Genomic DNA, 22,311 nt, shown 5'->3' with positions numbered 1-22,311 from the left:
CGCGCGCTCCACAAAAACAATGACTTGAAGGTTCCCTGATGGATAACTCCTCTACCCTGCCTCTGGGGTCGGCGGCCGCGCCGGCCAAAGAAAGAACCACCTCCAGCCGTCTGAAATCGATTTTCAGCGGTTCGATCGGCAACATGGTCGAATGGTACGACTGGTACGTCTACGCCGCGTTCTCGCTGTACTTCGCCAAGGTCTTCTTCCCCAAGGGCGATTCCACCGCCCAGCTTCTCAACACCGCCGCGATCTTCGCCGTGGGCTTCCTCATGCGCCCGATCGGCGGCTGGCTCATGGGCCTCTATGCTGACCGCAAAGGGCGCAAGGCCGCCTTGATGGGCTCGGTCCTGCTGATGTGCGCAGGCTCGCTGATCATCGCCCTCACCCCGGGCTATGAAACCATCGGCGTCGGCGCCCCGATCCTGCTGGTGGTCGCCCGCCTGATGCAGGGCCTGTCGGTCGGCGGCGAATACGGCACCTCAGCCACCTACCTCAGCGAGATGGCGACCAAGGAACGTCGCGGCTTCTTCTCCAGCTTCCAGTACGTAACCCTGATCTCCGGCCAGCTCATCGCCCTGGCGGTGCTGATCGTGCTGCAACAGACCCTCAGCACCGAACAGTTGCAAGCCTGGGGCTGGCGTATTCCGTTCGCCATCGGCGCCCTGTGTGCCGTGGTCGCGCTTTATCTGCGTCGTGGCATGGAAGAAACCGCGTCCTTCACCGAGAAGAAGGAAGAACCGAAAGAAAGCCTGATGCGCACCCTGATGCGACATCCCAGGGAACTGATGACCGTGGTCGGCCTGACCATGGGCGGCACCCTGGCGTTCTACACCTACACCACCTACATGCAGAAATACCTGGTGAACACGGTCGGCATGAGCATCTCCGACTCCACCACCATTTCGGCGGCGACGTTGTTCCTGTTCATGTGCCTGCAGCCGCTGGTCGGGGCGTTGTCGGACAAGATCGGCCGGCGACCGATCCTGATTGCCTTCGGCATCCTCGGGACCCTGTTCACCGTGCCGATCCTCAGCACCCTGCACAGCATCCAGACCTGGTGGGGCGCGTTCTTCCTGATCATGGCGGCGCTGATCATCGTCAGCGGCTACACCTCGATCAACGCGGTGGTGAAGGCCGAACTGTTCCCGACTGAAATCCGTGCGCTGGGCGTCGGTCTGCCGTATGCCCTGACGGTCTCGATCTTTGGCGGCACGGCGGAATACATTGCGCTGTGGTTCAAGAGCGTCGGCATGGAAACCGGCTACTACTGGTACGTGACAGCCTGCATCGCCTGTTCGTTGCTGGTGTACGTGACCATGAAGGACACCCGCAAGCATTCACGGATCGAGACCGACTGAGTACCGACAGCGCTGCCCCCTTGTAGGAGCCGGCTTGCCGGCGATGAGGCCCTTGAGCCTTGCAGCGTCCATGCGGACGCCATCGCCGGCAAGCCGGCTCCCACAAGGTTCGGCGGCGTGTTCAAAAGCGCATTCCCCTCCCTTGCCCCACGCCTTTACCGGGCGCTCCTGGCGCATTTGCGCGCAATCGCAAAAGAATTACCTGAATTAATAGTCAGTTAATTTCCAAGCGACATTCTGATCCTACGTTAGATCGACCTGGCCCCGGCCCCTTGGCATCACGTTGAATGCCGACCCTTTCTGGCGCCACACATATCGATCTATACGATTGATTAAAGCATTTATTTGCGCTTTTTAATCAAATTAACAAGCGTAAAATCACTTCCATACCCACTGAACAAAACGCACACCTTCAGGAGCAACCCCCATGAAAACCAAACTGATCCTCGCTCTGGCCCTCTCGGTACTGGCTGCCAACACCTTCGCCGCCGATGGCTATGACAAAACTCCAGGCGGCGCCTATACCGTGGCTGCCGATGGTTACGACAAGACCCCAGGTGCCAACGCTGTTGCCGCTGACGGCTACGACAAGACCCCAGGTGCCAACGCTGTTGCCGCTGACGGTTACGACAAAACCCCAGGTGCCAACGCTGTTGCCGCTGACGGTTACGACAAGACCCCAGGTGCCAACGCTGTCGCTGCCGACGGCTACGACAAAACCCCTGGCGCTGCTGCCATCAGCTAACCCCACCGTTAGCCTTGCAGCCCGGCTTCGGCCGGGCTTAGTTGTTTCTGGGGATACTGAAAATGCCACGAAACCTGTAGGAGCCAGCTTGCTGGCGATGACGGCCGATCAGACGACGCAAGACTCCCTAAGCAGGCGCCTACAAGGACCAACACCTATCGCATTTCCCCGCAACGCATCGCACACTGTCGCCTTCCCTTGTTGATCCGGTCCCTGGAAACCCTCGAACCATGTCCGACGCCATCCACTACTACGAACCCGCCAACGGCCACGGCCTGCCTCACGACCCGTTCAATGCCATCGTCGGCCCGCGGCCCATCGGCTGGATTTCCTCGCAGGATGCCCAGGGCCAGTTGAACCTGGCGCCCTACAGCTTTTTCAACGCGTTCAACTACATCCCGCCGATCGTCGGATTCGCCAGCATCGGCCGCAAGGACAGCCTGAACAACATCGAACAAACCGGCGAATTCTCCTGGAACCTCGCCACCCGGCCCCTGGCCGAAGCCATGAACCAGAGTTGCGCGGCGGTGCCGGCCGAGGTCGATGAATTCGAACTGGCCGGCCTCACACCCGCCGCCTCACGAATCATCAAGGTGCCACGGGTACAGGAAAGCCCGGTGTCATTCGAATGCAAGGTCACCCAGATCATTCAACTGCAACGGGCGGATCGGCAATTGGTGCCCACCTGGCTGGTGCTCGGCGAAGTGGTCGCCGTGCATATCGCCAAGTGGCTGCTCAAGGAGGGGATCTACGACACCGCCGCCGCCGAACCGATTCTGCGCGGTGGCGGTCCGGCGGACTACTTCCAGTTGGGCCCGGAAGCCCTGTTCAAGATGTATCGCCCACGCGCCTAGCGCAGCTTGCTGGCGATAAGGCCCTTGAGCCTTGCCGCGCCCATCCGGACGCTATGGCCAGCAAGCCGGCGCCTACAAGAGCCGTGCCCAGCAGAGGATCAGTTGCAAACCTAAGCGACAGACCAGGACAACTCACCCTCTTCGTCGACATCGGCCAGGCGCGCAAGCTCCAGCGCCGCAGCCTCGTCGGCCTCGAAGGCGGTCTTGAACTTCTGTTCATCGAGTATTTTGTGAAACCGGGGTGCGCCGGAACCGTCCAGGGCTTTCACGGCAATCGCCGCGCTATAACCCCCTTCACCGGGTACCACCGCCGAAACGGCTTCGAAGTGTGTGAATGCTTTACGTGCCATGCCTGTTATCCCGGCCAATTGAGTGGCCGGCATTCTAAACCTTCAGCTGGCCAACTGCTGCAAGGCACCGGCGCTGGACAGATGAAAATCGCACTGGGCCCGGGCCGCGCTGACATCGCTGAAGGTATGGAAGTCGAAGCTGTCGACCACCAGTTCCTGGATCAGCTCGGCAAAGACCTGCATCACCGGGGTATTGAAGTAGGCCGTCATGGCCGCTTGGTTGACCCAGAACCCGGACACCAGCCACAGGTCGGCATCGGCCAGGGAGTGCTGCAGGGAAAACTGCAGGCAACCGCAGGCCTGGCGGGAGGGTTCGATCAGGCTGCTCAGCCGTGCGCCCAGTTCGGCGGAGCGCCCAGGGCGTGCACGAACAAAGGCCATGTGACTGACGGGGATAGGCTTGGACATGCGCGGCGCTCCCGAAGAGAAGTTGTACTCGCTCAATCAGTGCGGGGACTGACTGCGACAGGAACAGAGATTAGAGCGTTTGCCGAGGGGGTCGTTAGTCGATTCCTGCCGGCTTATTGCACAATCCTGCCGCGACAGCGATTCCCACGAGCGCCAATCACCCCACGCTACCGCGCCCCTGCCGACAGCATTTTGAGCAATGTCACAACGCCTGGCCGCCTGTAACATGAGCGTCATATGAAAAGACTGCAGAATCAGGCAAGAATTGCGCAGTATTGTCCTGGCGCCGTGGATTGCCCAAACTTAAGCTTGCCCCATTCGCAATCATCTCCAGGGCCCGCCATGTCCTTGCTCGATCAACCCCAAGTCCCGCTGCCGGTCGAAATGGAAAAATTGCGCGCGGAACTGGCCGAGATCATCTGCCGTAACACCGGTGAAGACGGCTCCTATGCCACCGCCGTTGGCTCGCTGCATCTGTCACGCCATAGCCAGCCCCAGGAATTCTCCCCGGTACTGGCCCAACCGGCCCTGTGCGTCCTGGCCCAGGGGCGCAAGGAAGTGCGCCTGGGGGACGAGAACTTCGTCTACGATCCGCTGAACTACATGGTGGTCTCGGTTTCCATGCCGATCTGCGGGCGGATCACCAGTGTCTCGCCGCAACACCCGATCCTCGCCTTGCGCATGGATATCGATCCGGCCGAAATCAGTGCCCTGATTGCCGAGGCCGGGCCCATGGGTGTGCCCAGCCGACCGACCGGGCGCGGCCTGTATGTGGAGCGCCTGGACACACAGATGTTCGATGCCCTGCTGCGCCTGACCCGCCTGCTCGACAGCCCGAAAGATATCAACATGCTCGCGCCGCTGATTCGCCGGGAAATTCTCTATCGACTGCTACGCAGCCCGCAGGGTTATCGACTGTATGAGATCGCCATCGCCAATAGCCAGAGCCACCGGGTCAGCCAGGCGATCAAGTGGTTGAACGGCAACTTCGAGCAACCGTTGCGCATCGACAGTCTCGCCCGCGAGGCCAACCTGAGCGTGTCCACCCTGCACCACCGGTTCAAGGCGATGACCTCCATGAGCCCGCTGCAGTACCAGAAGCAGTTGCGCCTGCAGGAAGCGCGGCGGCTGATGCTGATCGAAGGCCTGGATGCCTCGGCGGCGGGCTACCGCGTGGGCTATGAAAGCCCTTCGCAGTTCAGCCGCGAATACAGCCGGTTGTTCGGCGCACCGCCGCTACGCGACCTGGCGCGGTTGCGCCTGAGTGTCTAGAGGCTAGGCCGCCAGCACCCGACAGGCCTCGGCCGGAATGGTCACCGAGACCCTATGCCCAACGCCCAGGCCAATGCCCTGGCACGGCGTGCTCAGCGCCGTGAACGACACGCCGGAACACTCGACAATGGTTTCAATGGTCGAGCCGATATCGCGAACGAAGATCACCGTGCCGAGCAGGCGATTATTGCCTGCCGTCGCCTCGGGCGCGGAGAGTTGCAGGTCCTCCGGACGCACCAGCATCCGCACCTGCTTGCCGGCCTCGACAGCGGCACTGCCCAGCACCTCGATACTCTCGCCCCCCGGTAGCCCGACCCGGCCACCCCCCAGCACGGTGGCCGGAAAGATATTGCCCGAACCGATAAAGTCAGCGACGAACTCGTTGGCCGGGTGCCGATAGATCTCGATGGGCGTGCCCACCTGCTGCACCCGATGCTCGCCCAGCACCACCACGATATCGGCCATGGTCATGGCTTCACGCTGGTCGTGGGTGACCATGATGGTGGTGATGTTCAGGCGCTGTTGCAGTTGGCGGATTTCCACCTGCATCGATTCGCGCAACTTGGCGTCCAGCGCCGACAGCGGCTCATCCAGCAGCAGCAGCTTGGGCCGCGCGGCGATCGCCCGGGCAATCGCCACCCGTTGGCGCTGACCACCGGAAAGCTTGGACACCGGCCGGTCGACCATCTCGCTCAGTTGAATCAGTTGCAGCAGTTCGACCACCCGCGCCTGCTGCTCAACCTTGCCGACCCCGCGCAGTTTCAGTGGATAGGCGATGTTCTCGCCCACGGTCATATGCGGAAACAGCGCCAGGGACTGGAACACCATGCCGAAGTTGCGCAGGTGCGCCGGGGTCTGGCCGATGTCCTCGCCATCCAGGCGGATCTCACCGCCGCTGAGGGTTTCCAGGCCGGCGATCATCCGCAGCAAAGTGGTCTTGCCACACCCCGAAGGGCCGAGAAAACACACCAGCTTGCCCTCGGGCAGGTGCAAATTGACGTCCTTCACCGCACAGGCCATGCCGTAGTGCTTTTCAACGTTTTCCAGAATCAGTCCAGTCATGTTGCTTACCTCAAGAAATCAGAAGGAAACGCCGCCTTCGCCCACCAGCTTCTCCAGCGCCCAGATCAGGACGAAGTCGATCAGCACGATCAGCACGGCAAAGGAGAAAACAGTGGGGTCCAGGGACGAGACAGTGCGGCTGTACATCCAGATCGGCACGGTCATCACGTCAATGGTGTAGAGGAAATAGGTCACGGTGAATTCGTTGAACGAGACGATAAAGGCCAGCAGCATCCCGGCGAGAATCCCCGATTTCATCAACGGCACCACCACATCGAGAATCGCCCGCTGCGGTGAAGCACCAAGCATCCGCGCGGCCTCCTCGACCTCGCTGCCGATGGAGAGCATGGCTGCCGTGCAGTTCTTCACCACGAAGGGCAAGGCCAGGATCACGTGGGCAATCACCAGCCGCGAGAAGCTCATCTGGAACGGCAGGCTGTCGAACACCAGCAGCAAGGCCAGCCCCAACACCACCATCGGAAACACCAGCGGCAGGGACATCAGTTGCAGGGCCACGGCCTTGCCACGGAATTCGCAACGCACCAGCGCATAGGCCGCGGGCACCGCCACCAGGGTCGCAAACAGCATGGTCAGGCAGGCCACCAGCAGGCTGGTGGTCATCGCCTTGCCCAGACTCAGTACATCGCTGGCATCCGGCGAAACGATGGTCTGCCAGGCCGCCCGATACCATTGCAGACTGTAGCTGCTGGGCGGGAAGTCGAGGTTCGAGGCGCCGCTGAAGGACATGACGATCATGGTCAGGATCGGCAGCACCGCCAGCAGCAGGATGAACCCCGAGAGAATACCGGCGAAGCGTCCGGTTTCCCCCGGCAGGATCGACAGGCGTTTGTGCGACAACAGGCTCATTGGCAGGACTCCAGCATCCGGCGCCGACGGCCGGTGACGTATTCGGACAGGGTCATGATCGCCAGGGTGGTGATGATCAGGACCACGCCGGCCGCCGAGGCCGCCGGCCAATTCATCAGCGGGGCAATCTGGTCATGGACCATCACCGCCAGCATCGGCACGCGCCGACCGCCCAGCAGCAGGGGTACGACAAAGCTGCTGGCGTTGTAGGCAAATACCAGGGTCGCGCCGGTGATAATGCCCGGCAGGCTCATCGGCAAGACCACCTGGCGAAACACCTGGAAGCGGCTGGCGCCGAGGGTCGCGGCGGCCTCTTCGTAGGTGCGCGCGACACCGCGCATGGCGCTGGCGATCGGCAGTACCGCGAGGGGGAAAGCGGTCTGTACCAGGCCCATCAGCACGCCGTTCTGGTTGTACAGCAGCATGATCGGACGCTTGATCAGACCCAGGCCCATCAGCGCCTGGTTGAGCATCCCGCCAGGACCGAGGATCACCAGCCAGCCGTAGCTTTGCAGCAGCAGGTTGACCAGCAGCGGCAGAAGCACCGCGGCGAGGAAGATCCGGCGCAGAAATGGCGAGGTCAGGCGCGACATGGTGTAGGCCACGGGGATCGCCAGCAGCACCGCGATCACTGCGCTGAACAGCGCCAGGCGCAGGGTCAGCAGCAACGACTTGAGGTAGTAGGGTTCCAGTAGCTGCGCGTAGCTGGCGAAGCTGAAGCCGGTCCATTCGGCGCCCTTGGTGCCGACGCTCATGCGCAGCACCAGCAGGCTGGCGAGGATCAGCACGGCGAGAAACAGCATCGACGGCGAGAGGAAAAGCCAGGCCCGGGCGGTGGGCGAAATACCCGCTATCGGACGCGGCAAAGCCACGCCGACCGGCCGGGTCAGAGGTTGGTGTTCCATAAAAAGAGTCTCGACTGAGAGAAATCATCAACAAGGCAGAAGCTTGGCGGACAAACCCCATCGCCAGGGTTGACACGGCCCCTGTAGGAGCCAGCTTGCTGGCGATAGCGGTTTATCAGGCGACAAGGATGTTGACTGTCAGATCGCCATCGCCAGCAAGCTGGCTCCTACAGGTTTCGCGACAGGTTCAAAACCAGCACGAAAGCGCCAAGGCCCCTGCGCCTGAACTTCAGGACGAAAAGATTTCCGTATAGCGGCGAATCCACTGGTCATGCACCGTCGCCAGGAACGCGTTGTCGTGCATGATGGCTTTCTCGGCGATCTGCTCCGGGGTCAGGATATACGGGCTCTTGCGCGCCTCGGCGGAGATGATCGCCTTGGCATTGACCGGTCCGTTGAAGATATCTTCGGCCATCTTGCCCTGCACCAGCGGGTCGAGCGAATGGTCGATAAAGGCGTAGGCCAGGTCGGTATCGCCAGGACGATTCTTCGGCATCACCGAGAGCATCAGGTCGGTGTAGAAGCCCTCCTTCATGCCGAAGGTGGCGCCCAGGCCGTAGGCCGGATCACGGATCTGTTTCGGAAAGAACGCCGGCGCATACAGGCCACCCAGGTCCAGAGAACCGGTGCGGAACAGTTCGGCGATCTGGTTGGGGTTTTCACCGAGGGTAACCACGCGGTCCTTGAGCTCGGCGAGTTTCTTGAAGCCCGGCTCGATATTGTGCTCGTCACCGCCGGCCAGCTTGGCGGCGATGATGATCAGGTCCATGGCCTCGGTCCAGTTCGGCGGTGGCAGGAACAGGTTGCTGGCGAAGTCCTTGTCCCACAGCGCCGCGTAGCTGTCCGGCGCCTCCTTCACGGTGCGGGTGCTGTAGACCAGGCTGTTGCACCAGAGCAGGTAGCCGATACCGTGGCCGTTGGCACCGGTGCGGTATTTTTCCGGCACGTCGACCAGGTTGGGGATGCGGTTCAGATCGGGCTTTTCCAGCAGCCCGGCAGCGGCCAGGCCTTCGGCGCCGACACCGGCCAGGGTGATGATGTCGTACTGCGGACGATCACCGCCGGCCTTGAGCTTGGCGACCATTTCCGAGGTGCTGCCGGTGCGGTCGGCGATGACCTTGGCGCCGGTCTTGGCCTCGAACGTCGCGGCGATATTGCGCAGGGCGGCGAGGCCGGTGTCATCGGACCAGGTCAGCAGCTTCAGGGTCTTGCCCTGGAAGCGGGTGTCGCTGGCGTTGGCCCGGATAAACGGCATGCTCATGGCGGCGGCGGCCACCGAAGCGACGCCCACGGTCTTGATAAACTGCCTTCTGTTCAGGTCGTACTGGCCCATTTCGGACTCCCTTTATTCTTTTAGGTATGAGGTCGGTCGCAATGTCTGCAGCCGGTCTTCGATCTCGCTGGAGCCCCCGAGGACCGTGGGTCGTGGCTGAGTCGGCAGGTTCATCCTGAGGTCGCCCGGAACCGGCAACAATCGAAAGTTTGTCATTGAAGCCATGCGCCCGGCGCATGCCTCATTTCGAGGCATGCGTTGCCCTGTCAGGGGCCACACCTACCCCACGCCGATACACAAAACAGACAGGCACAACAAACTCCTGTACGAGCTGGCTTGCCAGCGATGGCGTCCGAACGATCGATGCAAGACGTTCGGGCCTCATCGCCGGCAAGCCAGCTCCTACAGGGTGTGCGGCGGCGTCAAGATTCCACGGCCCGAAAGCTTTCTACAGGGCGCGAATCACGTGTTTGATCTCCTGGAACGCCTGCAACCCCCAAGGCCCCAGCTCACGGCCCAGGCTGCTCTGCTTGTAGCCGCCCCAGGCGGTTTGCGGAAAGATCACCTGCGGCGCATTGATCCACACCAGCCCGGCCTGCAAGGCATTTGCAACCCGCTGCGCGGTCTCGTCACTGCGGCTGACCACGCTGGCCACCAGACCGAACTCGCTGTCGTTGGCCAGCGCCAACGCCTCGGCCTCGCTGGCAAAACTGCGCACGCAAAGTACCGGGCCGAAAATCTCTTCACGCCACAACGCACTGTCCAGGGGCACTTCGGTGAAGATCGTCGGCCGCAAAAAATAGCCGCGCGCAAGCTCCGGCGGACGTCCGCCGCCACAGACCAGCCGAGCGCCGACACTCAGGCCACGGTCGATATGGCCGAGCACACGCTGGTATTGCGCCTGGTTGACCAGCGCGCCCATTTCCACCTCGGGGTCGAACGGGTCCGCCACGCGAATGGCTTCGGCCCGCGCGGTCAGGCGCAGCAGGAACTCATCGGCGATCTCCTCCGCTACCAACACCCGGCTGGTGGCCGAGCACATCTGCCCGGCGTTGAAGAAACCGCCGCCACTGGCGAGCTCCACCGCAAGATCGAGGTCGGCGTCAGCCATCACCAGCAACGCCGATTTCCCCCCCAGCTCCAGGCTCACACCCTTCACGGTTTCCGCCGCCCGCTGCATCACCTGGACCCCCACCGCATTGCTGCCGGTGAAGGAAATCTTCGCCACCCGGGGGTCGGCCGCCAGTGGCGCGCCGACGGCCAGGCCGGTGCCACAGACCAGGTTGAAGACCCCGGCCGGCAAGCCGCTGTCGGCGATGATCGCGGCCAGTTCCAACTCCGGCAATGGCGTGACTTCCGACGGCTTGAGCACCACGCAGCAACCGGCGGCCAGGGCCGGAGCCAGCTTCCAGGCGGTGGTGACCATCGGGAAGTTCCACGGCACGATCAGCCCCACCACCCCACACGGCTCGCGGCGTACATGGGCGGCGAAAGCGTCGCTGGGCAACTCGACCGGCTTGTCCTGCTGCCCGTCGAGGGTCTCGGCCAGGCCCGCGTAATACTCGAAGGTGGCAATCACATCATCGACATCGATGCCCGCCTCGAACAGCGGCTTGCCGTTGTTGCTCGATTGCAGCTGGACCAGGGTTTCGCGGCGCTCGCGCACGCCCTCGGCAATCCTGCGCAACACGGCACCGCGCTGGGCCCCGGTAGTCGCCGACCAAACGGCGAAAGCCCGGCACGCCGCGCTCACCGCCTGCTCCACCGCCTGCCCATCACCACCGGAAACGCTGCCAAGCAAAGCCTCGGTGGCCGGATTGATCACCCGTAGCTGCTCGCTGCCGGAACGCCATTGGCCGTCGATGTAGAGACCGTCCTGATTCATTTGCACGTTCATCACCAGGCCTCCCCTTCCATCCACAATCGCTGGTCGATTTCGATCAGGGTCGGCCCCTGGCGATCCGCGGCGGCCTCCAGTGCCGTACGCAAGGTTTCGACGCCGGCAACGGCCTCGGCCACGCAGCCCAGGGCCCGGGCCACGCCGATAAAGTCCGGGGTGTAGATATCCACGCCGACCGGGGTGATGGCGCGATTGACCATGTATTTCTTGATCTCTTCGTAGCCCTGGTTATTCCACAGCAGCACGATGATCGGGGTCCGCGCCTCAACCGCGCTGGCCAGTTCAGACAGAGTGAACTGCAAACCGCCATCGCCGATCAGGCAGACCACCGGAGGCCGTTGGCCGCGCTCACGGGCACCGCCCAACCAGGCACCGATGGCCGCCGGCAAGGCATAACCGAGGGTGCCGTAGCCGGTGGACGAGTTGAACCAGCGACGTGGGTGCTCCGGGTTCAGGGTCAGGTTGCCGGTGTAGACCGGCTGGGTCGAATCGCCCACCAGCACCGCCTCCGGCAACACGTCGAGAACGGTGTTGAGGAATTGCGTCTGGGCGCGGGTCGGTGCATCCCAGAGAGCGCCCAGTTCCGCGCGCAAGGTAGCGGCACGTTGCGGCCCCCAATCGCCCTGACGATCAGCCAGCGCCTGGCCCTCGACAGCCGCGAGCAGCGCCTCGGCCGCTGTCCGCGAGTCGGACACCAGCGCGACCTTGGGCGGATAGTTGCGCACGGTCTGGTCCGGGTCGATATCGACACGCAACAAGGTACCGGGAATCTCGAAGCCGCCGGCAAAGGTGATGTCGTAGTCGGTTTCCGCCAGCTCCGTGCCAATGGCCAGGACCACATCGGCATCCGCCACCAGGGCGCGGGTGGCGACCATGGACTGGGTCGAACCGATCAGCAACGGATGGCGCGACGGCAACATGCCCTTGGCATTGATGGTCAAGGCCACCGGTGCCTCCAGTCGCTCCGCCAGTCGGGTCAGCGCGGCTGCCGCATCGATGGCACCGCCACCGGCGAGGATCAGCGGATGGCGAGCCTTGGCCAGCAGTTCGGCCATTTGCGCGATCGCCGCCGGGGCGGCACCGGCACGGGTGATCTGCACCGGCTGGCTATCGAGCAAGGCATCGGCGTTTTCCACCAGCACGTCGAGGGGAATCTCGATGTGCACCGGACGCGGCCGCCCGGCCTGGAACAGGGCGAAGGCCCGGGCCAGCACTGCCGGCAGTTCGGCCGCCGACATCAGTGTGTGGGAGAACGCCGCGACGCCCGCCACCAGCGTGCCCTGGTTCGGCAATTCGTGCAGTTTGCCGCGCCCGCCGCCCAGTTGACTGCGCGACTGCACGCTGGAAATCACCAGCATCGGGATCGAATCGGCATAAGCCTGGCCCATCGCGGTGGTGATATTGGTCATGCCGGGGCCGGTGATGATAAAGCACACTCCCGGCTTGCCGCTGGTGCGGGCGTAGCCGTCGGCCATGAAACCGGCGCCCTGTTCATGGCGCGGCGTGACATGCTCGATGCGCGACGACGCCAGCCCGCGATAGAGCTCCACGGTATGCACGCCAGGAATGCCGAACACCTGCTCGACCCCGTAGCCTTCCAGTAACTTGACCAATACTTCGCCGCACGTCGCCATCTGTCCCGCCCTTCTTGTTCGTATAAGCCATGCTGCCGATGAGCACGGCGATAGGGGTATTGGAGCGTTTGGCCGATGGCGGGCACAAGGCAAAAATAGTCATACTAGGCATGTCCTGTCGTCATGCCTGAGCTGCCCTCCCATGAAACGTCCGCCACCGCTGCCCGCTCTGCATACCTTCCTGGTCACCGCCCAGTGCTGCAACTTCACCCGCGCGGCCGAACTGCTGCACATCACCCAGGGCGCGGTGAGCCGGCAGATCGCCGGTTTGGAGAGTCACCTCGGTTATGCGTTGTTCCAGCGCCAGGCCCGTGGCCTGAGCCTGACCGCCCAGGGCCGTGAACTGTTTCCACGGATCCAGCAGGTGTTCAACCTGATCGACGAGGCGGTGGATCAGGTTGGCGCCCGGCGCGAGGCCCTGCAGCTCAAAGCCCCGACCTGCATGATGCGCTGGCTGCTGCCACGCCTGTTGCAATGGCAGAAGGAGCGCCCGGACGTGCCCGTGGAGCTGACCACCACGGTGCAGCATGCGGTGGATTTCCGCCGCGAGGAATTCGATGCCGCCGTGGTCTATGGCGCGCCGCCGGGACCTTCGGTGGCGTCTCACCACCTGTTCGACGAACAGCTGACGCCGGTTTGTTCGCCGCAACTGCTGGAAGGTCCGGTGCCGTTGCACAGCTTCGCCGACCTTGAGCAGCATATGCTCCTGCATCCCACGCGCGACCAGCGGGATTGGGAAGCCTGGCTCAAGGTAGCGGGCGCGCGGGTCAGTAATATCGGCAAGGGACAGCATTTCGACACCCTGGACCTGGCGATGAGCGTGGCGTCCCAGGGCACTGGCGTGGCGATTGGTGATTGGGCGTTGATCGGCGAGGACCTGAGCGCTGGACGACTGGTTATGCCGTTCGATTTGCGGGTGCGCACCGGACAGGCGTACTACCTGGTCTACCCGGAGCGGGCCGGGACGGCGCCAGAGTTGCGGGAACTGATGGAGTGGCTGGTGGCACAGGCGGCGGAGCGAGTTTAAACCTGTAGGAGCCAGCTTGCTGGCGATGTAGACGCTGCGCTGTCCCAGACGGACCGCGTTATCGTTCATCGCCAGCAAGCCGTCTCCTACAGATAGCAAAAGGTATCGCTGAAACTCAGTAGCCGACAGCAAACCGCTGGCGCGAATGCGCGGGTTTCTCGACTTCATCCAACAGGGCAATGGCGTAGTCGGCGAAAGTAATCCAGCTGCGACCTTCGGCACTCACCAGCAGGTCGTCCTTGCCCAGACGGAAATGGCCGGTACGCTCGCCCTCGACAAACTCCGCCGACGGCGACAGGAAGCTCCAGTCGAGTTCCTTTTCCTGACGCAAGGTCTCAAGGAACTCCGCACCGGCACTGGCCTCAGCCTTGTACTCCGCCGGAAAGCCCGGACTGTCGATCACCCGACCACCACCCGGCAACAACAGCGAACCGGCCCCGCCGACCACCAGCAAGCGTTTGACTCCGGCCTGCTTCACCGGAGCGATCACCGCTGCGGCCGGCAGCGTGGCGAAATGCGCGGCGCTGATCACCACATCGTGACCGGCAATCGCCGCTTCCAGCGCAGCGGCATCCAGCGCATCGACCGCCTTGCTCACCACGCCGGCTCGCTCAGTGATCTTCGCCGGGTTGCGGGCGATGGCGGTCACGCTGTGGCCGCGCCGCAGGGCTTCTTCCAGCAACTGGCTACCGGCACGTCCGCTGGCACCAATGATTGCAATCTTGCTCATGACACTCTCCAGTTCCAATCGAATGACGCTGTGCGTCGAGGGGCGCCTTCCCACCCAGGGAGCAGGGAGGCCGATCTACAAAATCTGTTGGCCGTGAGGGCGATGAACAGAGCTTAGTTGCCCGAACCAATACAAAAAATGCGATGCTGAAACATAGTTTGTTTCTGAAAGTGGGCAAATCATGGATCGTCTTACGGCAATGCGGGTCTTCGTCACGGTGGTCGACCTGGGTAGCCAGTCGGCGGCGGCCGACCATCTGGACCTGTCGCGACCGGTAGTGTCGCGCTACCTCGCGGAGTTGGAGGACTGGGTCGGCGCCCGGCTGATGCACCGCACCACCCGTAAGCTGAGCCTGACCGCCGCCGGCAACGAAACCCTGCCGCGCTGCCGACAACTGCTGGAGCTGTCGACGGACCTGCAGGCCGCCGTCCGCGAACCTGACGAGGCGCCGCGCGGGATACTACGGATCAGCGTCAGCACCTCCTTCGGCCTGGCACAACTGGCCCATGCCATCGCTGAATACGTCAAGCGCTACCCGGGCGTCAGTGTCGACCTGCAGATGCTCGACCGCACGGTGAATTTGGTCGACGAACGTATCGACCTGGCGATTCGCACCAGCAACGAATTGGACCCGAACCTGATCGCCCGCCGTCTGACTGTCTGTCGCTCGGTGATCTGTGCCTCTCCGGCCTACCTGCGCGAGCATCCGGCGCCGCAGCGGGTGGAGGAACTGAGCCGGCACAATTGCCTGACCCACTCCTACTTCGGCAAGAGCCTCTGGCATTTCGAGCAGGATGGCGAACAGGTTTCCGTGCCGGTACAGGGCAATATCAGCGCCAACGAGGCCGGGACCCTGATGCAGGCGGTGATCGCCGGGGCGGGTATCTCGATGCTGCCCACCTACCAGGCCGGGGCCTATATCAAGCGGGGCGAACTGGTGCGGCTGTTGCCCCTGGCGGAACCGATACGGATGAACATCTACGCGGTGTACGCCTCGCGCAAACACATGCCGGCGGCGCTGCGCAGCATGCTCGACTTCCTGGTGCAGCACTTTCCCGAAACGCCGCTCTGGGATGAGGGATTATGAGGACTGGCCAAACGAAGCCGGCGATTCGCAGTATCCTGATTGCCTTGATGCTGGCGATTTTCCTCGGTGCGCTGGACCAGACGATTGTCGCCGTCTCGATGCCCGCCATCTCCGCCCGCTTCAAGGATGTCGGCCTGCTGGCCTGGGTGATTTCCGGCTACATGGTGGCGATGACCGTGGCTGTACCAATCTACGGCAAGCTCGGCGACCTCTATGGTCGACGTCGGCTGATGCTGTTCGGCATGGGTCTGTTCACCCTCGCCTCGCTGTTTTGCGGCCTGGCCCAGAGCATGGAGCAACTGGTGCTGGCGCGGATCATCCAGGGCATCGGTGCAGGCGGCATGATTTCGGTCAGCCAGGCGATTATCGGCGACATCATCGCGCCCCGCGAACGCGGCCGTTACCAGGGTTATTTCAGCAGCATGTATGCGCTGGCCAGCGTCGCCGGGCCGGTGCTCGGCGGTTATATGACCGAGTACCTGTCGTGGCGCTGGGTCTTCCTGATCAACCTGCCACTGGGCCTGGGCGCCTGGTGGGTGGCCCACCGCACCCTGGTCGGCCTGGCGATACCACAGCGCAAACCGATCATCGACTACCTCGGCACCGTCCTGATGATCATCGGCCTGACCGCCCTGCTGCTGGGCATCACCGTCATCGGCCAAGGCCACCATTGGAACGACAGCCAGGTGCTGGGCCTGCTGGTTACGGCGCTAAGCGCCCTGTGGCTGTTTGTCCTGCACGAACGGCGCACGGCCGAACCCTTGCTGCCGATGCACCTGTTCCTCAACCGCAACGCCCTGCTGTGCTGGTGCACGATCTTCTTCACCAGCTTCCAGACGATCTCGCTCACGGTGCTGATGCCCCTGCGTTTCCAGAGCGTGACCGGCGCCGGCGCCGACAGCGCGGCCCTGCACCTGCTGCCGCTGGCGATGGGGCTGCCCATGGGGGCCTACTTTGCCGGACGCAGGACCTCGGTGACCGGCTACTACAAACCACTGATCCTGAGCGGGGCGCTGCTGATGCCACTGAGCATTCTCGGCATGGCGTTTACCCCGCCCCAGGCGGTACTACTCAGCAGCCTGTTCATGTTGCTCTGCGGGATTGCCGGCGGCCTGCAGTTCCCGACCTCGCTGGTGGGCACGCAGAACTCCGTGGAACAACGTGATATCGGCGTCGCCACCAGCACCACCAACCTGTTCCGCGCCCTCGGCGGTGCAATGGGCGTGGCGCTGATGTCGGCGTTGCTGCTGGCGCTGTTGCAGGACTTCAGCCTGACGCACCTGGCTGGCGCTTCGGGCAATGCCTTGCTCGAAGGCCTGAACAGCGCTGAAGGCCCGGCGCGCGATGCCCTGCGCGGGGAACTGCTGCTGAGCTTCCGCCATCTGCTGCTGATCAGCGCCGCCATCGCCCTGCTGGGATTGGCGGCGGCGCTGGCGATGCCGAACAACGTGTTGCGCGGGCGGGACGACAAGACCCACTGATCGCAAGGCTCGCCTGGTGGGGTGGTCAAGGGCTGTAATACCCGACCGCCACCAGGTACTGCCCGACCCTTCTCAGGTAGGCATGCTTGTCCTCGATCTTGCCGGTCACCGGATTCTTCCAGCGATATTCGTACTCTCCACGCTCCTGCTTGGCCATCATTGCCAGGATCGGCGCCCCCACCGGCTTGCCGTCGGGGTCCTTGACCTTGCTGAAGTCAGTGTCCACAAGTCGCAGGTTGGTCCCGTGGGCCAGGTAACGATGGGTTTTCAGATCCACCACGAAGACATACAGGTCATCCTCCAGGAAGCCCAGGGCATTGATCGACTCGAGCGTGGCCTGCTTGTCCTTGCCCAGATCGGTCGCCGCCCTGGCCAGCAAAGCTTCGGCCTGCTGCGGCGAGGCCCGAGGCAGGTAATAACCGACCGCCAGGATGCGCTCGCCGACGCGCTGGTAAAACACCCGCTTGCGCTCGACCTTGCCATCATTCCAGTTCTGCCAGCGATACTCGGCCTCACGGATGCCGCCACCTTCAGGGGTCTTGAGCCTGTCCTTGAACGCCTTGCGCAAATCCAGACCCAGGGCTTCGGACACGTCACGCCCGATCAGTGCCGAAGAGGGGCCGCCGCTGGCCAGCATCACGCCATGGGTGTCGACCACAAACACATAGCGGTCCTGATCGACGAATTCACCCTGGCGACTGAACGCGGCGAACGCCTTGTCACCCTGGTCGCGGTAGTAAGCCACGGCCTTTTCCAGCAGCGCCCTGGCCGCCGGCGCTTCATCCGGCGGTACGCTTGCCGCCAGCGCCGACCCCAGGCACAGCAACATCAAACAGCCTGACAAGGCCCGTGTTAAGCCAAACCCCATGGTGCACCCCTCGTTCCTGTTGGTCTGCCAGCAGCGTAGACCGCCACAGCCTATACGGAAGCATTCAGCAAGCCGAGGTGGAGGGCCCCGACCGCTGCGCAAAATGTGCGGGCATTTTTTATCCGCACCACTAGAATGCGTCCATCGGGAACCCGCCTACGGAATCGTCATGCCGCTTCGCTCAGTGCTCTACTCGCAACGCTCGCTGATCCTGACGCTGACCGCCCTGCTGGCCAGCGGTTTCCTCGCCACCTCCCTGCTCAGCTACTACGCCTCGCGCACCTCGATCCGCGACGGCATCGTCAATACCGAACTGCCCTTGACCTCCGACACCGTCTACTCGGAAATCCAGAAAGACCTGGTCCGCCCGATCCTGATTTCCTCGATGATGGCCCGCGACACCTTTATGCGTGACTGGGTGGTGGCCGGCGAACGCGACCCGGAGCAGATGACCCGCTACCTCAACGAAGTCATGACCCACTACGGCGCCTACACCGCCTTCTTCGTCTCCAACAGCAACCTGACCTACTACCAGGCCAAGGGCGTGCTGAAGAAAGTCCGCATCGACGATCCCAACGACCTCTGGTACTTCCGTGTGCGGGACATGCAGGCCCCCTACGAGATCAATGTCGACCCGGACACCGCCAACAATAATCGCCTGACCTTCTTCATCAACTACAAGGTCTTCGACTACGACGAGCACTTTATCGGTGCTGCCGGCGTCGGCCTGACCGTGGACGCGGTGGTCAAGCTGATGGACAAGTACCAGCAGCGCTACCAGCGCAGCGTCTACTTCGTCGACACTTTCGGTCGCCTGGTGCTGACTGGCGCCGATGGCGGCCCCGAAGGCGCCCGGGCCGGGCAGTCGCTGAACGACCTGGCAAGCATGAAGAACCTACAGGCCAAACTGCCCAAACCCCACGATGGCAGCTACGAATACACGGACTCGGACGGCAAGGGGCACTTCCTCAATGTGCGCTTCATTCCAGAGTTGAACTGGTACCTGTTCGTCGACAAGCGCGAGGACAGTGCCCTCAGCGGGATTCGCCAGTCGCTGTACCTGAACCTGCTGATCTGCCTGGTGGTGAGCCTGATCGTGCTGGCCCTGCTCAACCGCGTGATCCAGCGTTACCAGCGCAAGATCCAGGCCCTGGCGACACTCGACAGCCTCACCGGGCTGCCCAATCGCCGAGGCTTCGACCTGCTGGCGGCCCAGGCCCTGCATGAGGCCCAACGCGAACCCAAGCCGCTGACCGCGCTGCTGCTGGACCTGGATCATTTCAAGCAACTCAACGACAGCTACGGCCACCTTGCGGGCGATGCCGTGCTGAGCGGATTTGCCCGAGACCTGGAGAGTTGCCTGCGCCAGTCGGAAATTATCTGCCGCTGGGGTGGCGAGGAATTCATTGTCCTGCTCAAGGACACCGACAGCACCAATGCCCAACTGATCGCCGAGAAAATTCGCCGACATATCGAGCAACAGGGCTACAGCTACAACGGCCAGAGCCTGCAACTGACCGTCAGCATCGGCCTGACCTCACTCCAACAGGACGACACCTTGCACAGCCTGCTGGCCCGGGCCGATCATGCGCTGTACAGAGCCAAACAGAGCGGACGCAACCGCGTCTGCAGCGACCTGCTGAAATCCGCCCATGAATGACCCCAGCCTTTGTCCGGCCTGCGGTGCGCGCAACGACTGCGCCCTGGCCGACCCGCGCACGGCCGACCGGCCCTGCTGGTGCTACAGCGTCAGCATCGACCCGGCGCTACTCGAAACCCTGCCGGCCGAACTGCGCAACGCCGCCTGCCTGTGTCCGCGTTGCGCGCAAGTGGATAAGCAGCTGAAGGCGCCCCCACAACCGGCGCCATGACGTAAAATGCCCACCCACGCCGAAAGCCTTCAACCATGCGCCTTGACCGTTTCCTCAGCAACCTGCCCCGCTTCAACCGCCAACAGGTGCGCCTGTTATTGGTGCAAAAACGGATCAGAGTCGATGGCCTGAGCATCAGCGATCCGCATCATGAGGTCCGAGAGTTCAGCCAGGTCGAAGTCGACGACGAGGTGCTGCAGGCAGGCTGCCCGCCGCGCTACTTCATGCTGCACAAACCGCCGGGCTGCGTCAGCGCCACCCGCGACCCCGAGCACCGCACCGTCCTCGACCTGATCGACGCGCCCGACGCCGTTGGGCTGCACATCGCCGGCCGCCTGGATTTCAACACCACCGGGCTGATGATCCTGACCAACGACGGCCAGTGGTCGCGCCGGCTGACCCAGCCCCAGACCAAACTGCCCAAGGTCTACTACGTGGAGACCGAACAGCTCATCGGCGCTGAATACGCCGAGACTTTCGCCCGTGGCTTGTATTTTGCTTTCGAGAACCTGACCACCCAGCCCGCCACGCTGGAATTGCTCGGCCCGCGCAGTGCCCGCTTGAGCATCGTCGAAGGTCGTTATCACCAGGTCAAGCGCATGTTCGGCCACTTCGACAACAAGGTCCTGCGCCTGCACCGCGAAGCCATGGGACCGCTGGTGCTGGATGAGCAATTGGCCCCTGGGCACTATCGCCCGTTGCAGGCCGAAGAAATCGGCTGGATCTGAGCGCACGACGACGACCGCTCGGCAGAAGTCACTAACTTATGACAAATCGTTCCTTGCGCAATCAACGTACGCCTGCTTGAATCAGACCGTCAGCCGAAATATGACTGATGAGTCACGCTGCTATACCAAGAAACTCTTTGTCGACTGCGAGGCCCACCGGCTCTCGCTTTGCGGCAGATTGCCCGCCTATAACAACACCCGTCGGCCAGGCTTCAACGGACCGACATGGGCCTGCAACATTCCAGGCGAATGCCTACCTGTCATATAAATCGTGCACAGTTCGTTGCGCGCATACCCGCTTGCCAGGAGTCCTTTGACATGAGGCCAGAAATCGCTGTGTTGGATATACAGGGTCAGTATCGGGTTTACACGGAGTTCTATCGCGCAGATGCCGCAGAAAAGACCATCATCCTGGTCAACGGTTCGCTGGCTACCACTGCGTCGTTTGCACAGACCGTGAAGAACCTGCATCCACAATACAACGTCGTGTGCTACGACCAGCCCTACGCGGGCAAGTCCAAGGCGCACAACCGTCACGAAAGAATGCTGACCAAGGAAATCGAAGGGCAGATCCTCCTGGAGCTGATCGACCATTTCGGCGCTGAGCATGTGATGTCCTTTTCCTGGGGCAGCGCGGCGACCCTGGTTGCCCTGGCGCACCGGCCACGGCGAATCGAGAAGGCGGTGATCAGCTCCTTCTCACCGGTGCTCAGCGAACCGATGCGCGACTATCTGGAACGGGGCGTCGACTACCTGAGCGCCTGCGACCGCGACCGCATGGGCCATCTGGTCAACAACACCATCGGCAAGCACCTGCCGTCGCTGTTCAAGCGCTACAACTACCGGCACGTCAGCAGCCTGGCCGAGCATGAATACGGGCAGATGCACTTCCATATCAGCCAGGTGCTCAGCAGTGACCAGTTGTGCTATCTGACGGCGGCGAAACAGATCGACGTACCGGTGCTGTTCATGAATGGTGAATGGGACGAATACACCTCGCCCAGCGATGCGTTGCAATTCGGTCAGCATGTGCGCCACAGCCAGTTCAGCACCATCCGCAGCACCGGGCACTTTCTCGACATGGAGCACAAGTCCGCCTGCCGCGACAGCCGTCATGCGCTGCTGGAGTTCCTCAAGCCGACGCATCAGGAAAGCCGATCGCGGTATTACCGACACGTTCAGGAGCACCATGCACAGGCCATGTGAACGAGGGTTATCACGGGTTTGCAGCGTTCTTGCGAACGGACACAAATCCCGTGATGGACGCAAACCCCTTGTAGGAGCCAGGCTTGTCGGGACGCCGCATCGCAGCGAAGAGGCCCGAGTGGCCACCAGAAGTCTCGCAGGCAAGCCTGGAACCGACAGGAACCGCGCTTGCGCTTACTGACGGGTATTGGCCTTGCGTGCGTGACCGCCGACCCGACGTGCTTGTTAAAACACAGATTTTCAAAGAAAAACTTCAAATCCCCGGCCACATCTGGTACAAAGTCAGCCGTCCGAGCGGGTGTCGTATAATGGCATTACTCCAGCTTCCCAAGCTGATAACGAGGGTTTTTATTGGACAACCCCCGTTGGTGTACCGTGAAGCGCGTAATGCGGGTATAGTTTAGTGGCAAAACGAAAGCTTCCCAAGCTTTAGTTGAGGGTTCGATTCCCTCTACCCGCTCCACCTCTCCTCCAGTGTTTCCGGGCACTCCAGTCCATCTCCCCTCTGTTTTTTCCTGTAAAAACCAGCTCGCAGCCGGAATTCTTAGCGCCGCGAAAACCCTGAAAAAATCTCAAAAAATTGGTGCACCGTCGATTCCGTCTAGTCTGACGCTTCGACAGATCAACCTCACCCTGCAGTTATTCAATAAACGCCTAAAGCTAAAGCCGCCTTCGTGGACAG

The 22,311-nt window shown here is 62.5% G+C and carries 21 protein-coding genes and 1 tRNA gene; 12 read left to right on the top strand and 10 right to left on the bottom strand.

The genetic code is table 11. The annotated features are described in order from the left end of the window. Positions 1-38 precede the first annotated feature (38 nt). The 3 genes from AC07T0_RS01695 to AC07T0_RS01685 all read left to right on the top strand — a co-directional run bounded on the left by AC07T0_RS01695 (position 39) and on the right by AC07T0_RS01685 (position 2,960). The gene (locus AC07T0_RS01695) at positions 39-1,361 is read left to right on the top strand and encodes an MFS transporter (RefSeq protein WP_494999565.1); all 1,323 of its coding nucleotides are present in this window, start codon (positions 39-41) and stop codon (positions 1,359-1,361) included. Between the two features lie 427 nt (positions 1,362-1,788). After that, positions 1,789-2,106: a hypothetical protein gene (locus tag AC07T0_RS01690; RefSeq protein ID WP_494999564.1), complete on the top strand. Its 318-nt coding sequence runs from the start codon at positions 1,789-1,791 to the stop codon at positions 2,104-2,106. A 230-nt stretch (positions 2,107-2,336) separates the two neighbouring features. Next, complete coding sequence (locus AC07T0_RS01685; RefSeq protein WP_494999563.1) at positions 2,337-2,960, top strand: flavin reductase family protein; 624 nt, start codon at positions 2,337-2,339, stop codon at positions 2,958-2,960. A gap of 110 nt (positions 2,961-3,070) precedes the next feature. Here the strand turns inward: AC07T0_RS01685 and AC07T0_RS01680 are convergent, their stop codons facing one another. Continuing rightward, complete coding sequence (locus tag AC07T0_RS01680; protein ID WP_494999562.1) at positions 3,071-3,310, bottom strand: hypothetical protein; 240 nt, start codon at positions 3,308-3,310, stop codon at positions 3,071-3,073. A gap of 42 nt (positions 3,311-3,352) precedes the next feature. Then, complete coding sequence (locus AC07T0_RS01675) at positions 3,353-3,718, bottom strand: putative quinol monooxygenase (RefSeq protein WP_494999561.1); 366 nt, start codon at positions 3,716-3,718, stop codon at positions 3,353-3,355. A gap of 342 nt (positions 3,719-4,060) precedes the next feature. On the opposite strand from AC07T0_RS01675, the gene AC07T0_RS01670 reads away from it, so the two are divergent. After that, positions 4,061-4,990 (top strand): AraC family transcriptional regulator, encoded by a 930-nt coding sequence (locus AC07T0_RS01670; RefSeq protein ID WP_494999560.1) that lies wholly within the window; start codon positions 4,061-4,063, stop codon positions 4,988-4,990. A gap of 3 nt (positions 4,991-4,993) precedes the next feature. Here the strand turns inward: AC07T0_RS01670 and AC07T0_RS01665 are convergent, their stop codons facing one another. The 6 genes from AC07T0_RS01665 to AC07T0_RS01640 all read right to left on the bottom strand — a co-directional run bounded on the left by AC07T0_RS01665 (position 4,994) and on the right by AC07T0_RS01640 (position 12,631). Further along, positions 4,994-6,052 carry an ABC transporter ATP-binding protein gene (locus tag AC07T0_RS01665; RefSeq protein ID WP_494999559.1) on the bottom strand — a complete coding sequence of 353 codons (1,059 nt, stop codon included), beginning with the start codon at positions 6,050-6,052 and terminating at the stop codon, positions 4,994-4,996. A gap of 18 nt (positions 6,053-6,070) precedes the next feature. Further along, entirely contained in the window at positions 6,071-6,919 is an 849-nt protein-coding gene (locus tag AC07T0_RS01660) for an ABC transporter permease (protein ID WP_494999558.1), read from the bottom strand. Further along, a complete protein-coding gene (locus tag AC07T0_RS01655) occupies positions 6,916-7,824 on the bottom strand; it encodes an ABC transporter permease (protein WP_494999557.1) in 909 nt (302 codons plus the stop codon). The genes AC07T0_RS01660 and AC07T0_RS01655 overlap by 4 nt, the downstream gene beginning before the upstream one ends. Before the next feature lie 229 nt (positions 7,825-8,053). After that, complete coding sequence (locus AC07T0_RS01650) at positions 8,054-9,157, bottom strand: extracellular solute-binding protein (protein WP_248794483.1); 1,104 nt, start codon at positions 9,155-9,157, stop codon at positions 8,054-8,056. A 388-nt stretch (positions 9,158-9,545) separates the two neighbouring features. Next, the gene (locus AC07T0_RS01645; protein WP_494999556.1) at positions 9,546-10,994 is read right to left on the bottom strand and encodes an aldehyde dehydrogenase family protein; all 1,449 of its coding nucleotides are present in this window, start codon (positions 10,992-10,994) and stop codon (positions 9,546-9,548) included. Then, positions 10,994-12,631, bottom strand: coding sequence for a 5-guanidino-2-oxopentanoate decarboxylase (locus tag AC07T0_RS01640; RefSeq protein WP_494999555.1), 1,638 nt, complete (start codon positions 12,629-12,631; stop codon positions 10,994-10,996). Before AC07T0_RS01640 ends, AC07T0_RS01645 begins: the two co-directional genes overlap by 1 nt. 142 nt (positions 12,632-12,773) lie before the next feature. On the opposite strand from AC07T0_RS01640, the gene AC07T0_RS01635 reads away from it, so the two are divergent. After that, positions 12,774-13,658: a LysR substrate-binding domain-containing protein gene (locus AC07T0_RS01635; protein ID WP_494999554.1), complete on the top strand. Its 885-nt coding sequence runs from the start codon at positions 12,774-12,776 to the stop codon at positions 13,656-13,658. A 115-nt stretch (positions 13,659-13,773) separates the two neighbouring features. On the opposite strand, the gene AC07T0_RS01630 is transcribed toward AC07T0_RS01635, so the two are convergent. Next, the gene (locus AC07T0_RS01630) at positions 13,774-14,388 is read right to left on the bottom strand and encodes an NAD(P)-dependent oxidoreductase (RefSeq protein WP_494999553.1); all 615 of its coding nucleotides are present in this window, start codon (positions 14,386-14,388) and stop codon (positions 13,774-13,776) included. Between the two features lie 181 nt (positions 14,389-14,569). On the opposite strand from AC07T0_RS01630, the gene AC07T0_RS01625 reads away from it, so the two are divergent. Continuing rightward, positions 14,570-15,475, top strand: coding sequence for a LysR family transcriptional regulator (locus AC07T0_RS01625; RefSeq protein ID WP_494999552.1), 906 nt, complete (start codon positions 14,570-14,572; stop codon positions 15,473-15,475). Further along, positions 15,472-16,956 (top strand): MDR family MFS transporter, encoded by a 1,485-nt coding sequence (locus AC07T0_RS01620; protein WP_494999551.1) that lies wholly within the window; start codon positions 15,472-15,474, stop codon positions 16,954-16,956. The genes AC07T0_RS01625 and AC07T0_RS01620 overlap by 4 nt, the downstream gene beginning before the upstream one ends. A 25-nt stretch (positions 16,957-16,981) precedes the next feature. On the opposite strand, the gene AC07T0_RS01615 is transcribed toward AC07T0_RS01620, so the two are convergent. After that, a complete protein-coding gene (locus tag AC07T0_RS01615) occupies positions 16,982-17,824 on the bottom strand; it encodes a cache domain-containing protein (RefSeq protein ID WP_494999550.1) in 843 nt (280 codons plus the stop codon). 169 nt (positions 17,825-17,993) lie between these two features. On the opposite strand from AC07T0_RS01615, the gene AC07T0_RS01610 reads away from it, so the two are divergent. The 5 genes from AC07T0_RS01610 to AC07T0_RS01590 all read left to right on the top strand — a co-directional run bounded on the left by AC07T0_RS01610 (position 17,994) and on the right by AC07T0_RS01590 (position 22,092). Then, entirely contained in the window at positions 17,994-19,484 is a 1,491-nt protein-coding gene (locus tag AC07T0_RS01610; RefSeq protein ID WP_494999549.1) for a sensor domain-containing diguanylate cyclase, read from the top strand. Further along, positions 19,477-19,695: a cysteine-rich CWC family protein gene (locus AC07T0_RS01605; RefSeq protein ID WP_494999548.1), complete on the top strand. Its 219-nt coding sequence runs from the start codon at positions 19,477-19,479 to the stop codon at positions 19,693-19,695. Before AC07T0_RS01610 ends, AC07T0_RS01605 begins: the two co-directional genes overlap by 8 nt. A 35-nt stretch (positions 19,696-19,730) precedes the next feature. Beyond that, entirely contained in the window at positions 19,731-20,423 is a 693-nt protein-coding gene (locus AC07T0_RS01600; RefSeq protein WP_494999547.1) for a 16S rRNA pseudouridine(516) synthase, read from the top strand. A gap of 318 nt (positions 20,424-20,741) precedes the next feature. Then, on the top strand, positions 20,742-21,629 hold the full coding sequence (locus AC07T0_RS01595; RefSeq protein ID WP_494999546.1) for an alpha/beta fold hydrolase: 888 nt from the start codon (positions 20,742-20,744) through the stop codon (positions 21,627-21,629). Between the two features lie 389 nt (positions 21,630-22,018). Continuing rightward, positions 22,019-22,092, top strand: a tRNA-Gly gene (locus tag AC07T0_RS01590). The last annotated feature ends 219 nt before the right edge of the window (positions 22,093-22,311 follow it).

It is taken from the genome of Pseudomonas sp. GW821-FHT04D07 (genome assembly GCF_059420225.1).
The sequence above is the reverse complement of the archived record's forward strand: the minus strand, read 5'-3'. Positions and strand labels throughout refer to the sequence as shown.